Origin of the sequence: Thiomicrospira cyclica ALM1 (assembly GCF_000214825.1) — a bacterium.
Taxonomy (GTDB): domain Bacteria; phylum Pseudomonadota; class Gammaproteobacteria; order Thiomicrospirales; family Thiomicrospiraceae; genus Thiomicrospira; species Thiomicrospira cyclica.
Window position 1 is genome coordinate 1,586,380 of the sequence record NC_015581.1, and the last position, 14,463, is coordinate 1,600,842.

The following is a 14,463-nucleotide window of genomic DNA, read 5'->3' on the forward strand; positions in this document are numbered from 1 at the left end:
CACCAAGACTTACGCCTTAGCCAACAACTCTTTTTCGATTTTGGCCATATCGGTCAACTCGGGTGGCGACGGATAATAGGTTTGCCAAATGAAGTACATCAACGGAATAACAAACAGCGTCAGAATCGTTGATGAGATCACCCCAAAGATTAAGCTGATCGCCAAACCACCAAATACGGGGTCTGGGATCATCACAATCGAGGCAAAAATAATCGTTAAGGCGGTCAAGATAATGGCTTTGGCACGCACCTTACCAGCCTCAATCACCGAGTCACGCAAAGATTTACCCTCTTTTTGATATTCCAAAGTAAAGTCAATCAGCAACAAAGAGTTACGCACAACAATCCCGGCCAGAGCAATCACCCCAATCATGGAGGTTGCCGTAAAGGCCTGCCCCAGCAACCAATGGCCTGGGAAAACCCCAATCATCGTCAAAGGAATCGCACCCATCACAATAAACGGCAACATGAATGAACGGTAATAACCCACCAAAATCAGGTAGATAAACACCAGTGCTACAATAAAGGCACTACCCATATCACGGAACACATCCAGCGTTAGGCGCATTTCACCGCCCCAAAGCAAGGTGTAATCGGTGACATCTTTCGGTTGCGCCTCAATAAAGCCTAGGTTAGCCGTTTGGAAGGTCACACCCGATTCCGGCAAGGTGACGTTATCGAGCATTTTATCCAGGGTTAATACCGCATACACTGGACTAGAACGTAATAGCTCACCACTGATCATTGTCATCGAGTGTTGATCACGACCCATAATTGGTTTCGCCAAAATACGCTCTTCGATCGTTGCAATCGCCGACAAGGGAACCGCCTCACCAGAGAAGGAATTGACACGTAAGGTCAATAACTGCTCGGGCACCGTCCGTTCCGCACGTGGCAAACGCACCACAATATTGACCGGTTCGCGCACATTATCATAGTGCATATAACCCAGGTTAAAACCACTGACATAATCGCGCAGCATTTTGCTAACTGTCGCGGGGGCAATGCCCAACAGGTTGGCTTTTTCACGGTCAATGTTAATTTCATAGCTTAAAACATCGTCAGTCACGGAATTATCGACGTTGATCATGCCGTAAATTTCGGTGAACTTGGCACTCACCTCAATCGCTGCTTCACGCAACTTGTCATAATCCGGACCATAGAGCTCGGCCAAAATCTGCGCGGTGACCGGTGGTCCTGGAGGCGTTTCATAGATTTTCACCTTCGCTTCAGGGAAGTCTTGACGCACCATCGCAAAGCGATCATAAAGCAGTTGCGCGATTTCATGCGAGCTGAGTGAACGACGCTCTTTTTCCAATAAATTGACGCGGATTTGAGCAAAGTTTTCACCCTGCTTAATCAAATCTCCACGCACTAAGGCGGCGAAATCAATCGGTGCCGGCATACCCAAATAAACACTGTAATCGCTGACATAATCAGTCCGCCCGATAATATCCCCGACAAAACGTACCACGCGATCGGTCGCTTCAGTAGCCGTTCCCTGTGGCATATCGACTTGCACCAAGAAGGTATCGGTATTATCAAACGGCAACATTTTGACTTCCACACCTAACGGATGTAGTGGATTATTCATGCCATCTTCACGTAAAAACTGCACCGCTGGCTGGAACATTGCCGCAAACAAACTCATCAACACCACAAACAAGAAAATATTACGTTTGGTACGGCTGGCAATCATCGGCGCCAGCATTTTGACGTAACCCCGTTGCAACCAATCTTCTTTTTCTGGGTGGTGTGACTGGATACTGTCAGTTTCAGCCATTTTCTTGATGGCGTTTTTGCCCAACCAACGATAAGCGGCATAAGGCACCAACATATAGGCAATTAACAAGGAGGCAATCATGGCCACGGGCACGTTAAACGGAATCGGTGCCATAAACGGCCCCATCATGCCGGTAACAAACAGCATCGGAATGAAGGCTAAAATAACCGCTAGGGTCGCCACGTTGGTTGGGTTGCCGATTTCATTAGTCGCTTTAATCAATAGCTGGTCAAAGGTTTTTGGGTCAACCCCATGACGTACATGGCGGTGGATATTTTCGACCACCACAATAGCGGCATCGACCAGTAACCCCAGTGACAGAATCAACGCAAACAAGGTAATTCGGTTCAGCGTTTGGCCAAAAATATAACCGACAATCAGCACCACAAACAAAATCAGCGGTACCGTTAAGGTCACAATCAGCGCCTCACGCCAACCTAAAGACACCATCAAAATAATGACTACCGCAACAATCGCAATAATCAAACTTTCAACCAACACGTTAACGGCTTTATCGGCCATCTCGCCATCATTACGGGTCACCACCACCTGCACGTCGGCAGGCAGCATGGCCGTTTGCAGTTCGCCAAACTTCGCCATCACCGCATTAGAAACCGTAACCGCGTTGGTACCCGGCTTTTTGGCAAGCGAAATGGTGACCGCTGGTAATTCACCGCGCAAACCTAATGGACTTGCCGGTCCAAAACCGATGCGCGTATGAATCTCGTCTTCTAAGGGGCCTTCTTCAATCGTGGCGATATCGCGTAAGAATATGGGTTGGCCTTTATCGGCGCCGATAATAATATCGCCCACTTCTTGGGCATTACCTAAATAACCATTAACCCGCACGGGATGACTACGATTGGTATGGACGAGACTTCCCACTGGCATCGACACATTCGAGCCCATCAGCATGTCGCTAATGTCTTCAAGTGATAGTCCAGTCATGGCAATTTTTTGGGAATCCAGCCAGACATTAACCGCTCGCTGTTTACCACCCAGCACCTCAGTAAAGGATACGCCGGGCACATTGCGTAACTGTTCAACCAGTTTTAAACCAACATCACGCAAGTCATAGCCACCCATACGCTCAGACGTCAGCGTCAAGGTTAAAATCGGTACATCATCGACATTAATGGGCTTAATAATCGGTTGCTGAGTCGCCGGTGGCATCCGATCCATGTTTTGCATCACTTGGTTATAAACCTTCACCAAGCTATCAATTTGATCTTCGCCGACTTTAAACTGCACGGTTACGACACCAAAGTCACTGGTGGCATAACCAAAGGTGTTTTCCACACCAGGCAGCGCATTCATAATCGCTTCGAGTGGCTTAACCACCATGTTATTAACTTCTTCTGGCGTTGCGCCGGCTTTCGGCACCATAATATTGGCTGCCGGCACCACAATCTGGGGATTGTATTCACGCGGTGTCATAAACAATGACAACAGACCGGCCAATAAAATGGCGATCATAATCATCAGAGTGATTTTGGAGTGAATGAATAGTTTTGCGAGTTTCCCCGCGCTATTGAGTTGCAGGGTATCCTGCGAGACTTGATTCTGAGCGTCGGCCATTATTCACTGCGCTCCATAATCGCTGTTTGAGTCACGACACGGTCACCATTGACCAGGGTCTGATTATTGGTCAATACAATACTTTCACCCATATCTAGGCCTGCTTGTACTTCAACATCGGCACCCTTTTGTGCCCCTAACCGCACCATGCGGAACTGCACCCGTTCATCATCAGTAACCACAAACACCCCTTCAATACCGGCACGATTGATAACCGCCGTTTGTGGTATCAAAATCGCTTGACGCTCGCCGCGAATAAAACTAATCCGTGCAAAGGTGCCTGAATTAACATTTTCTAGGCTAGGCAAGCTTAATTTAGTGGTATGACCACGCGTGCGAGGATTTGCCGCCGCGACCAGAGAATAAATTTCACCCTCAAGCAATTCGGTCACGCCATCCACCTGAATCAAGGCTTTATCACCGACTTTGATCGCGGCAAATAAATCTTGCGATACTTCCGTTTGAACACTTAACGAGCGCAGATTTTCAATCACCACAATCGGATTACCTGGTGCGGCTAAATCACCGGCCACTGCCAGCTTTTGCACGATCACACCATCGAAAGGGGCACGCACATTGGCATAGGTTAATTGCGCTTCAGCCTGCTCTAAACCGGCACGAGCCGCCGCTAGATTTTCTTGTGCCACGTTATATTGCAAACGCACGCCTTCAAACTGCTGGCGCGACACCGACTCCTCGCGCAACAGTTGGTTAAAACGGTCAAAGTCCGCGCGGGCATTTTCTAATGCCGCTTGGGCTTGCTGGAAGCCCGCTCGCGCTTGTGAAATTTGGCTATTAATATCTTGCGGGTCGATGGTAAATAGCAAATCACCCCGCTTAACATGATCACCTAGTTGCACTGGTAGGGTTTGAATATTCCCCATCAAGCGCGAGGCAATACGGGCTTGCTGATCGGGCACAACGGAACCTGGCACACTCACCAAAACCGGAACTGTGCCTAATTGCACCTGTGTCACCGTAACCTCATGGGTATTAACCGCCTCGTTTTGAGAACTGGTCGATGCCGGCTCATCACTACATCCGCTTAAACCTAGTGATAGGACTACTAGGCCGGCAACAGCCAAAGAATAAGTTTTCATTTATAGGTTCTCCAAACTCAAATCATCTAAATTCATTAAGCCGGTTGCCAAGCGCAAACGGGCTTTTTGTAGGTTGATAGCATATTGTGAATTGACTAGCTCGGCGCGCGCCTTGTCTAATTGCGCTTGACTTGCTAGTACCTCGGTCATGGTTGCGATGCCGGTTTCATAACGGCGCGCCACCAGTTCTTGTGCCTCAGTCGCAAAACGCTCGGCGGCTTCATTAGCGGCCAGCTTTTTCAGTTCATTTTGATACTGGCGCCAGGCCTGCAAAACCTGCATTCGCACTTCTAATTCGTGACTGCGTAACTGTGCTTGTTCTTCGCGCAACTTGGCATTGACTTGATCAACATTGCGCTGGGTAAAACCAAAATCATAAAAAGTCCAAGTTGCCATCGCGCCAATGGTATAGGACTGAGCGCTGAACCCTGAACGGTCATCATTCCATTCACTGCGCGCCATCATATTCACTTGCGGATACAGATCCGCACGGGCGACACCAACGGCAGCCTGCTGGGCTAACAACGCCCGACGCTTGGCTTGTAACTGCGGATTATTTAATAAGGCTTGGTTAAGCAGGCTATCCAAATCGTCCGACGGCAGTACCACCGCAACCCGAGCGCCCACATCGAGCGGCGCATTAGGCGCCAAGCCCATTAACATTCGTAAACCATCTAAGGCCATTTGTTCTTGGTTTTGTGCTTGCTCGAGTAATACCGAGATTTCGGCCGCATTGGCCTGAGCACTGAGCAATTCAGAGCGCACCACCACCCCTTGATTAACAAGGTTTTGAGTGGTGTTCACATAGGCTTGCGCCGCCGTTAAGGCTTGTTGCGCAACTTCAATAAAACGCCGCGCGGCATGCACGCCTTCATAGGCTTCATAAACATAATAGGTCAGCATTTGCTGAACGGCGACATCGCCTTGCTGCGCGGCCGCTAACATCGCTTCAGCCTGTTGCTGGAAGTGCGCAATACGCCCACCATTCCAAATCGGCAAATGCATTTCCAGCGCGGTGTTGAAGTTCGTGTAGGGGTCGGGATTGTTTAGATCGTCAGGCTTAAGATTTGGATTTGGGCTCGAGGGGTCAAACTGTCGAAACCCAAAATCACCAAAAGTGGCATTACGCTGCTGTAACTTCATGCCAAACACATTTAGTGGATTATTAGAATGGGTTACGCCAAAAGACAAATTAAACCGTGGCATCCGGCCATGTTCCGCCTGACTTAGCGCGGCTTGCGCCTGATCAATTTGCGCCGCAGTCACATCGCGTTGCGGGTTTTGAGACAGCGTTTGGTTAACACTTTCACTAAATTCAACTGTTTGAGCGACGAGCGTGCTCGAGAATAAACAGCTTAACGCCACAGCCAAAATACGAGGCTTCATGTTCGCTTTCCTTGTAAAATTTATCTTATTTGCCTAAGCATACGCACCCTTGCTAACAACGGCAAATGCATTAATATATTAGTAAATTCTAATATTATAATTCAATAATCTAACTCAAACAAGCGGCAACAATCCGTCGCAACCAAATCAACTCGCCATGAAAATAGTGACTAGCCGGCTCACGCCAATAAACATCGGGTCTAACAGCTAAACCGCGCATCCAATTAGCTACTTTATGCGGTGGCACTACTTCATCTTGGCCTCCTTGAATCAAACTCCAACGAGCGCTAACGGGCAAAGCCAACTGATCAAATCGATACAAACTTACTGGCGGCGCCACGGTAATCACATAGCGCGCTTGTAACGCCTCAGCCTGACTTAAGGCAATATAACTGCCAAACGAAAATCCGCCGAGTGCCAAAGGCAGTTCACCATACAATCCCTGCGCCCAAGTTACGACCGCCGCTAAGTCGGCTTGCTCGCCGCGTCCTTCATCATAAACGCCTTCACTGCGCCCCACACCGCGAAAATTAAACGCTAAGGTTTGCCAACCGGCATCCAAAAAGCTTTTTTCGAGCGTAGTGACCACTTTATTATTCATACTACCTTCATACAGTGGATGCGGATGCAATAGCACGGCTAAGCCACGGGGTCGCAGCCCCGGTTTGACTGGACGCACTCGGCACTCCAATAATCCTGTCGGCCCGGGTACAAATAACGCCTGTGGTCGTTTAAACTGCGTCATAATCATATAACCTAATATTAAAACTACTTAAATAGATAACTACTTGGAGCTACCATGACTCGTCGCATTGTCATTGATGACGCCCTACCACTTGCGCAACAGATGTTTAGCCACCTCGGTGACATTATGTTACTTCCCGGCCGCGCCATTGATGCCCAAGCTGTTGCCGATGCAGACGCGCTGGTGGTGCGCTCACGCACTCAAGTTAATCAAGCCTTGCTCGCCAACAGTCGCGTTCAGTTTGTTGGCAGTAGCGTGGTCGGTCTAGATCACGTTGACCAGGCCTGGTTAGCGCAACAAGGCATTCATTTTTATTCAGCACAAGGCTGTAACGCCAATTCGGTGAGTGAATATATTATCACGCTCGCGGTGGAGCAGGCCTGCTTGCGCCAGCAGGACTTTGCCCAAGTAACTCTCGGTGTCGTGGGCGTTGGTCATGTCGGCAAACGCGTAGTAGCAAAAGCACAGGCACTGGGTTTTCAGTTATTGTTAAACGACCCGCCTCGCCAAGCGCGTGGCGAAGCCTGTGAAGCCGGGTCATGGTCCGATTTAGACACGCTACTTAACCAAGCCGATATTATCACTTTGCACACACCACTAACCCTTGATGACGAGCACCCCAGTGCGAATCTGCTTAATGCTGACCGCCTCGCTAAACTGCGCGCAGACCAGGTGCTGATTAATGCCGCACGCGGTGGCATAGTCGATGAGCAGGCCTGGTGCGACAGCGCCATGACCACCAAGCTAGTCGATTGCTGGCAAGACGAACCTAAAATCAACTCCAAATTATTTCACCAAGCAGATATGGCCACTCCACACATTGCCGGACACAGTTACGAAGCCAAACTGCAAGGCGGCTTATGGGTTTACCAACAGCTCTGCGCTTTTTGGGGCACCACCCCCCAAATCGCTTGGCAGCAGGCCTGCCCCAGCGCACCCGCGTCCTTGCAACTAAACACCCACCTGAACAGCTGGCCTGCGACACTTTTAGACCTGCTCCATCAGGCCTATAATCCGCATCACGACCACCAGCGTTTACAGGCTGACCGCATCGAACAGGTTTGGCAGCAATTCGAAACACAACGCCGAGATTACCCAATCCGCCGAGAATGGACCGAGCACCAAGTCGCTAAAACCGCGCAAAAAGCATGGAACGATGCCCTGCAATCGTTAGGATTTCAATTATATTAGTTTTTTCTAATATTAGAGAATTAAACAATTCTAATAAGTTTTTATTATTCGTCACCAAAAAAATTCGCTTTCTCTTTTGGTGTTAACAGGAGTAGTCTTAATTCCGATCAAAACAAATATTGATTGCGAATTCGCTTAACACCGAAACCTCGTTGTAACCATAAAAAGGATACTAACCATGAATATGACGGTATTAAAAGTTGGCTTTTTAGCCGGTTTAATTGCATTGCTTTCAGGCTGTGGCACTATGAAAGCCGCTAGCAATCTTGAAGAAGGCGCTTGGGGCACTTTCAATGAAATTTGGGATCGCTGGGTTGAAAGTGAAGGCGACATTGGTTATGCGGTAGTTTGGCACCGCCAAGCGGAGGAAGGTGTAGAGCTTCAGGACATTCTAGACGCGCTGGATAACGTCGCAACGAACACACCTGGCCTCATGGATGTGGGCCAGTTACCACTTTCGCGCGAACTTAACAGCCGCGGGGTGGAGTCCGACATTATTCACGTCGTGTCCTATTGCAACCCAGAAACCGCTCGTAAGATGATCGATTTCAGTCCAGCCATGGGCGCGTTCCTTCCCTGCCGCATTACTATTGTGGAACATGATGGCGGCTTACACCTTTACACCATGAACATGGATATGATGATCAAAATGGGCAAAAAAATGCCCCCAGAATTAAAAGAACTGACTATGGCTGTGCGTGAAGCAATGTGGAACATGATGGAGAAGGGCGCTGCTGGCGACGTTTTCTGATCATAACCACCGCTTCTCCTCCCCTTGCCGGCGCACCCTTTTGTTAGGCGTCGGCTTTTTTGTCTCTCAAATAAGTTATTTTTAATTAGAATAATTAATACTTGCATAAAAATTATTTTTTAATAATTTTATTTTATTATCAATTGCTTATCTACTATCAACTTCTTCTATCCATCGTAAAAATTTATCGATTATCTTTTTTATCCGAATTAACGCATAGTTGAAAATGCATTAAGTTTGTGCATTTTTACAACGATTCAAACCATAAAAAAACAGATCGATAACAGAAAGGATACTAATCATGAAACCCACTCGTTTAGCTTTAGCCATCGCCACAGCCGCTATGGTTTCGCAACCTGTTTTAGCCACCAACGGCGACCATTTAATAGGTTTGGGCGCCCAATCACGCGCAATGGGCGGCACCGGTGCCGCGGCTTTTTTCGGGTCTGAAAACGCGCTAACCAACCCAGCGTTGATTGGTAAGATGCAAGGCACAGAGTTTACGATTGGCGGTACGGTGTTTATGCCGCGTGTGAAAGCCGAGACTGATGTTGCATCTCAAACTGGTCCTGTAAGTCAAACCAGTGATGCCAATCTAAGTGTGATTCCAGAAGTTTCCCTGGCCACCCGCATTAATGACAACTGGGTGTTTGGTTTAGGAATTTTTGGCACCGCGGGCATGGGAGTCGATTATCGTGACAACGCAAATCAATTCGACGGGACTGGTTTATTCAATGGTTACAGTAACCTACAGCTAATGAAGTTTGCGCCAACCCTTGCTTACAACGACACTAACTGGGGCATTGGTTTTGCACCGGTGATTCAGTATGGTGCGTTGGATATTAACTACAAGCAATTTGTTCCTGATGGTAATAACGGTGGTGAACTATTCAATATTGGTAACGGTATGTCCATGGCCTACGGTTTAGGCTTCAATTTGGGTGGTTATTTTGATGTCACCCCAGAATTAACTCTTGGCTTGGCTTATCAGTCGGCGATTGATATGAAATACAAAGATCAAATCTCAACGGCAGCAACGGGTTTTGGGCTTAGTTTCAGTGATAACCTCGAGCAACCGTCTGAAATTAAAGTGGGTGCCGCTTACACCATGGGTAGCATGATGTACACCGCAGACTACAAGCGCATTGGTTGGGGTGCGGCCAAAGGCTATAAGGACTTTAACTGGGAAGACCAAAATGTGTTTGCGGTCGGTGCCAAATACACCGCCAATAACTATTGGTTAGGCGTTGGCTATAACTACGGCAAAGAACCGATTAAGAAAAAGTCGGGGAGTGATTATGCCAGCCAGGCAATTAACCTACTGAACAACCACTTCTTCCCAGCAGTGGTCGAAAGCCACTTTACCTTTGGCGGCGGTTACAGCTTCACCGACAATTTAGCCGTGGATATGGCTTTGACCTATGCGGCGCAAAAAACCAAAAAAGTCGATACTTCAGCCGTAACTGCAACATTTAACAACTCTAATCAAACACCCCCAACCTCCCACAAAGTCACCCACTCACAGTTGGGTTACACTTTGGCGTTACGCATGAACTTCTAATTGCGTTGACCCCGGGTTAGTCACGCTAACCCAACTTAACCCAACCCGCCCCGGCGTCGGCTTGTTCCCGCAAGCACCCGGGGCTTTTTATTATCAAATCTCATTATCCAACTTTATTATCAATATTTTTGCACTTGCCATCTTTTCAGCACTCGTAAACTTGGGCATACTAGCCAAAAATTTAACCGCACACGTTTATCAGCATTGGAAGGGGATCGTATGGCAAAGGTATTAATCGCAGGCTGTGGGGACATCGGTAGTCGCCTGGGCAGTCATTTAATCGACCAAGGCCATGAAGTCTATGGCATTCGCCGCAACACCGACCTACTGCCCATAGGCATTCAGCCGATTGCCGCCGACCTGCACCAAGACACCTTGGAACTGCCCAATAGCTTAGATTATGTGTTTTATATGGCCTCAGCCGGCAAATACAACGATTTCGCCTATTACCAAGCCTATGTCGCCGGCATGAAAAACCTGCTCAGTGCGCTGGCTGGCCAAGCGATTAAACGGCTGTTTTTTACCTCCAGCACTTCGGTATTTAGTCAATCCGATGGCGAATGGGTTACCGAAGACAGCCTCGCCGAAGAACATAACTTTTCCAGCAAACGCATTTTAGAAGGCGAACAGCTGGCGCTTACTGCCGGCTTTCCGGCTACTGTGGTGCGTTTTGGCGGCATTTATGGCCCAGGGCGCACCCATATTATCGACCAGGTCATGAAAGGCAAAGCTCAGTGCATGGAGGATGTTTATAGCAATCGTATTCACACCGACGACTGTGTGGGCGCACTAAGCCACCTGATGCAACTGGACAATCCAGATGCCCTATATATTGGGGTGGATAACCAACCGACCCTATCCTGTGAAGTTTATGAATGGCTCGCAGAACAGCTCAGCATTGGCACCATTGAGCACGCGGAACCGACCGAAAACAGCCGCCTGATGCGCAGTAACAAACGCTTAAGTAACGCGCGCTTACGTGCCACCGGCTATGAATTTATTTATCCGACCTATCAAGAAGGTTATGCCAGCTTAATTTAGCGCATCGTGACATTTGCGTATTCTCGTTTATAATGGCGAACATGAAAGCATCTCCCACAGACTATACTGAATTTGCCAGCATTCCTATGCGCTCGGTTGGCCCGCTCAAGCTGACCGGTGTCGTCAATGCCGATGACATAATGGTGCCGATGGCCACCTACGAAACCCCGCTTTGGCCATCGGTCGCGCGCGGAGCTCGCGCCACTGCCCATGCCGGTGGCATTCAAGTGACCGTAATTAATGAACGCATGACCCGCTCCCTGTTGTTGCAAGCACCCAATGCCGCGCAAGCCCTAGAGGTGTTGCGCCAAGTACAACAGCGTCAAGCCGACTTACAGCAAGTGGTCGCGCAAACCAGTCGCTTTGCCAAACTGCTCGATATTAATGGCGAAATTATTGGCAACCTGCTCTATTTACGCTTGGAATTTAGCACCGGCGATGCCTCGGGGCATAATATGGTCACTCAAGCGACCGATCAATTAACCCCATGGTTACTTCAGCAATACCCAATACTGAGTTATGTGTCGATTTCCGGTAACTACTGCACCGATAAAAAAGTCTCCGCGGTCAATGGCATCTTAGGCCGCGGTAAGAATATTGTGTGTGAAACTTGGATCAGTGACAAACTTTGCCAGCGCTTTTTAAAAACCACTCCGGCCAAGCTGGTCGATTTGCATATTAAAAAAGACCTGCTCGGATCGATTGCCGCTGGTAGCCTGCGCAGTGCCAATGCCCATGTCGCCAATATGCTGCTCGGTTTTTATTTAGCCACAGGGCAAGATGCCGCCAACATCGTCGAAGGCTCGCAAGCCATTAATCACGCGGAAGTGACCCCTGAAGGCGAGTTATATTTTTCGACCAGCCTGCCCAATTTGATTGTCGGTAGTGTGGGTAATGGCAAAGGCTTGGATTTTGTGCAGCGCAATCTCGCCCAACTCGGTTGTACGGCGACCGATGTCGAGCCCGGAACGAATGCACGTCGTTTGGCGGCGATTGCCGGGGCTACAGCGCTCTGTGGCGAGCTGTCTTTACTGGCGGCGCAAACCAACCCCGGTGAATTGATGGCCGCCCACTTAAAGTTTGAGCGCTAAGTGAACGAATTCAACCTAATTAATCAACGCAAACAAGACCATATCAATGCGGTATTGCAGGATAGCGGTGTCGATCGCCAACAAACTGGGTTTGACCAGATTCAATTGCGTCATTGCGCCCTGCCAGAAATTAACTTTGACCAACTCGATAGCCAATGCGAGTTATTTGGTCACACACTATCCTTTCCCTTATTAATTTCGTCGATGACTGGTGGTAGCGGTTCCCAACTCGAAAAAATCAATCGCCATTTAGCCGAAGCAGCCGCCGACCAACAGATTGCGCTGGCGGTCGGTTCCCAGCGGGTGATGATGGACAGTGCCGAGGCACAATCAAGCTTTACAATTCGGCGTTATGCGCCTAAGGTGCCACTGCTTGCCAATATCGGCGCGGTACAGCTCAATTACGGCTTTGGTTTGGATGAGGCCAAACGCGCGGTGAATTGCTTAGAAGCCGATGCGCTGATTCTGCACCTTAATCCGCTACAAGAGTTGATTCAGCCTGAGGGCGATCGCAATTTTGCCGGCCTATGTGCCAAAATCGAGCTACTCGCGCAAAACTTACCCGTGCCGATCATTTTAAAAGAAGTCGGTTGTGGCTTATCGGGGCAAGACATTCAACGTGGTTTGGACGCCGGTGTCCGCTGGTTTGATTTGGCTGGGCGCGGTGGCACATCTTGGAGTCGAATTGAAGCCCAACGCGCCCATCAACCCGGTCAACAAGCACTGGGCCTGCTGTTTCAAGACTGGGGCTACACCACCCCGCAATCCTTGCATAATGCGCGGTCTTTTCAGGATCAGGCTCGCTTTATTGCCAGCGGTGGAATCCGTAATGGCATTGACATGGTGAAATCAGTTATAATGGGCGGCTATGTCTGTGGCGTTGCGGCACCCTTTTTATCGCCCGCTCTACAAAGCACGGATGCCGTTATTCAAACCATTACTGAATTTAAACAGGCATTTCAAGTGGCTCAGTTTTTGGTGGGCGCGGCTTCGACAACAGACCTTTTTTTAAATGATGCCCTCTTGGTGCAGCCTTAACATGGAAGCTTAGATTACGCATGAATGTAGGTATTGATCTGATCCATTTTGCCACCGCCGACTTTTACCTCGGCTTGGATGAATTTGCGCAGCAAAAAAATCAGGATCCGAACAAGTACCTTGTCGGCATCGGGCAAGAAAAAATGTCGATTGCCCCGCCCGACGAAGATGTCGTCACACTGGCCGCTAAAGCCTGTGATCCTTTATTAGCGGCCTGTGACTCTAGTCAAATCACCGCGGTATTTTTTGCCACCGAATCGGGAGTCGATCAGTCGAAATCGGCAGGCGCGTTTTTGCATGGCTTATTAGGGCTGCCAAATCGCTGTCGCGTGGTCGAATTTAAACACGCCTGCTATGCCGGTGCCGCGGCCTTACAAATGGCCGTTAACAGTGTTCGTGCGAATGCAAATGAGCGTATCTTAGTGGTTGCGGCGGATATTGCTCGCTATGACGTTGATACCTCTGGTGAAGCCACGCAAGGCTGTGGCGCGGTTGCTATGTTAGTGACCGCTAATCCACGCATTCTGGCTGTTGAGCCGGGTTCGGGTTATTACACCGAAGACGTGATGGATTTTTGGCGCCCCAATCATCGCGATACCGCATTAGTTGATGGCAAATATTCCACCAAAGTCTATCTTAATAGCCTAAAGCAGGCCTGGGCTTACTTTCAAGAAGCGACGGGGCGAGGCTTTGCCGATATTCAACATTTTTGTTACCACATTCCGTTTACCAAAATGGCCGAAAAAGCCCATAAACAATTAGTCAAATTATCCAACGTTGAACAAACCGACGCCGACACTCTGGCGCAAACCCAACCGAGTCAAATCTATAATCGTGTGGTTGGTAATAGTTACAGTGCCTCTCTATTTGTTGGTTTTTGCTCTATGTTGGATCATTACGCGCAAAAAGCGCACGATTTAAGTGGCGATAGGGTCGGGCTATTCAGTTATGGCTCGGGCTGTGTTGCGGAGTTTTTTAGTGGCGTCCTGCAAACTGGCTATGAGGCACATCTATTTACCAAAAGCCATTTAGCTCAAATTGCTCAACGTAAGCCATTAAGTTACGACACCTATCTGGCGTATTATCATCAACCACAACCGACCGATGCCAATATTACTTTTGACACCTTTCATACGGGTCCTTATCGTCTGGCAGGCATTCAAGATCACAAACGCTATTATCTAAAAACCGGAGCCTAG

The 14,463-nt window shown here is 48.7% G+C and carries 11 protein-coding genes; 7 read left to right on the top strand and 4 right to left on the bottom strand.

Annotated features, from left to right (window positions below):
- Nucleotides 1-9: 9 nt before the first annotated feature.
- The 4 genes from THICY_RS07120 to THICY_RS07135 form a co-directional block, all read right to left on the bottom strand.
- Entirely contained in the window at nucleotides 10-3,360 is a 3,351-nt protein-coding gene (locus tag THICY_RS07120; protein WP_013835938.1) for an efflux RND transporter permease subunit, read from the bottom strand.
- Nucleotides 3,360-4,460 carry an efflux RND transporter periplasmic adaptor subunit gene (locus THICY_RS07125; RefSeq protein ID WP_013835939.1) on the bottom strand — a complete coding sequence of 367 codons (1,101 nt, stop codon included), beginning with the start codon at nucleotides 4,458-4,460 and terminating at the stop codon, nucleotides 3,360-3,362. The genes THICY_RS07120 and THICY_RS07125 overlap by 1 nt, the downstream gene beginning before the upstream one ends.
- Entirely contained in the window at nucleotides 4,461-5,846 is a 1,386-nt protein-coding gene (locus tag THICY_RS07130; RefSeq protein WP_013835940.1) for a TolC family protein, read from the bottom strand. It lies immediately after the preceding gene.
- A 109-nt stretch (nucleotides 5,847-5,955) separates the two neighbouring features.
- Nucleotides 5,956-6,591 (bottom strand): alpha/beta hydrolase, encoded by a 636-nt coding sequence (locus tag THICY_RS07135; RefSeq protein ID WP_013835941.1) that lies wholly within the window; start codon nucleotides 6,589-6,591, stop codon nucleotides 5,956-5,958.
- A 54-nt stretch (nucleotides 6,592-6,645) separates the two neighbouring features.
- Between THICY_RS07135 and THICY_RS07140 the strand changes: the two genes are divergently transcribed.
- The 7 genes from THICY_RS07140 to THICY_RS07170 all read left to right on the top strand — a co-directional run bounded on the left by THICY_RS07140 (nucleotide 6,646) and on the right by THICY_RS07170 (nucleotide 14,463).
- Nucleotides 6,646-7,782, top strand: a complete 1,137-nt coding sequence (locus tag THICY_RS07140) for a 4-phosphoerythronate dehydrogenase (RefSeq protein ID WP_013835942.1) — start codon at nucleotides 6,646-6,648, stop codon at nucleotides 7,780-7,782.
- A 178-nt stretch (nucleotides 7,783-7,960) separates the two neighbouring features.
- Nucleotides 7,961-8,533 carry a DUF302 domain-containing protein gene (locus THICY_RS07145; RefSeq protein WP_013835943.1) on the top strand — a complete coding sequence of 191 codons (573 nt, stop codon included), beginning with the start codon at nucleotides 7,961-7,963 and terminating at the stop codon, nucleotides 8,531-8,533.
- 301 nt (nucleotides 8,534-8,834) lie between these two features.
- Entirely contained in the window at nucleotides 8,835-10,094 is a 1,260-nt protein-coding gene (locus THICY_RS07150; protein WP_013835944.1) for an OmpP1/FadL family transporter, read from the top strand.
- A gap of 219 nt (nucleotides 10,095-10,313) precedes the next feature.
- A complete protein-coding gene (locus tag THICY_RS07155; RefSeq protein WP_013835945.1) occupies nucleotides 10,314-11,135 on the top strand; it encodes an SDR family oxidoreductase in 822 nt (273 codons plus the stop codon).
- Between the two features lie 32 nt (nucleotides 11,136-11,167).
- The gene (locus THICY_RS07160; protein ID WP_013835946.1) at nucleotides 11,168-12,226 is read left to right on the top strand and encodes a hydroxymethylglutaryl-CoA reductase; all 1,059 of its coding nucleotides are present in this window, start codon (nucleotides 11,168-11,170) and stop codon (nucleotides 12,224-12,226) included.
- Nucleotides 12,227-13,264 (top strand): type 2 isopentenyl-diphosphate Delta-isomerase, encoded by a 1,038-nt coding sequence (gene fni, locus THICY_RS07165; protein ID WP_013835947.1) that lies wholly within the window; start codon nucleotides 12,227-12,229, stop codon nucleotides 13,262-13,264.
- 20 nt (nucleotides 13,265-13,284) lie between these two features.
- Nucleotides 13,285-14,463: a hydroxymethylglutaryl-CoA synthase gene (locus THICY_RS07170; protein ID WP_013835948.1), complete on the top strand. Its 1,179-nt coding sequence runs from the start codon at nucleotides 13,285-13,287 to the stop codon at nucleotides 14,461-14,463.

What these genes read in the sequence shown, in the direction of transcription:
- THICY_RS07150 (WP_013835944.1), top strand. Translation starts at nt 8,835, where the DNA reads ATGAAACCCACTCGTTTAGCTTTAGCCATCGCCACAGCCGCTATGGTT.
- THICY_RS07145 (WP_013835943.1), top strand. Translation starts at nt 7,961, where the DNA reads ATGAATATGACGGTATTAAAAGTTGGCTTTTTAGCCGGTTTAATTGCA.
- THICY_RS07120 (WP_013835938.1), bottom strand. Translation starts at nt 3,360, where the DNA reads ATGGCCGACGCTCAGAATCAAGTCTCGCAGGATACCCTGCAACTCAAT.
- THICY_RS07155 (WP_013835945.1), top strand. Translation starts at nt 10,314, where the DNA reads ATGGCAAAGGTATTAATCGCAGGCTGTGGGGACATCGGTAGTCGCCTG.
- THICY_RS07125 (WP_013835939.1), bottom strand. Translation starts at nt 4,460, where the DNA reads ATGAAAACTTATTCTTTGGCTGTTGCCGGCCTAGTAGTCCTATCACTA.
- THICY_RS07160 (WP_013835946.1), top strand. Translation starts at nt 11,168, where the DNA reads ATGGCGAACATGAAAGCATCTCCCACAGACTATACTGAATTTGCCAGC.
- THICY_RS07170 (WP_013835948.1), top strand. Translation starts at nt 13,285, where the DNA reads ATGAATGTAGGTATTGATCTGATCCATTTTGCCACCGCCGACTTTTAC.
- THICY_RS07135 (WP_013835941.1), bottom strand. Translation starts at nt 6,591, where the DNA reads ATGACGCAGTTTAAACGACCACAGGCGTTATTTGTACCCGGGCCGACA.
- THICY_RS07130 (WP_013835940.1), bottom strand. Translation starts at nt 5,846, where the DNA reads ATGAAGCCTCGTATTTTGGCTGTGGCGTTAAGCTGTTTATTCTCGAGC.
- THICY_RS07140 (WP_013835942.1), top strand. Translation starts at nt 6,646, where the DNA reads ATGACTCGTCGCATTGTCATTGATGACGCCCTACCACTTGCGCAACAG.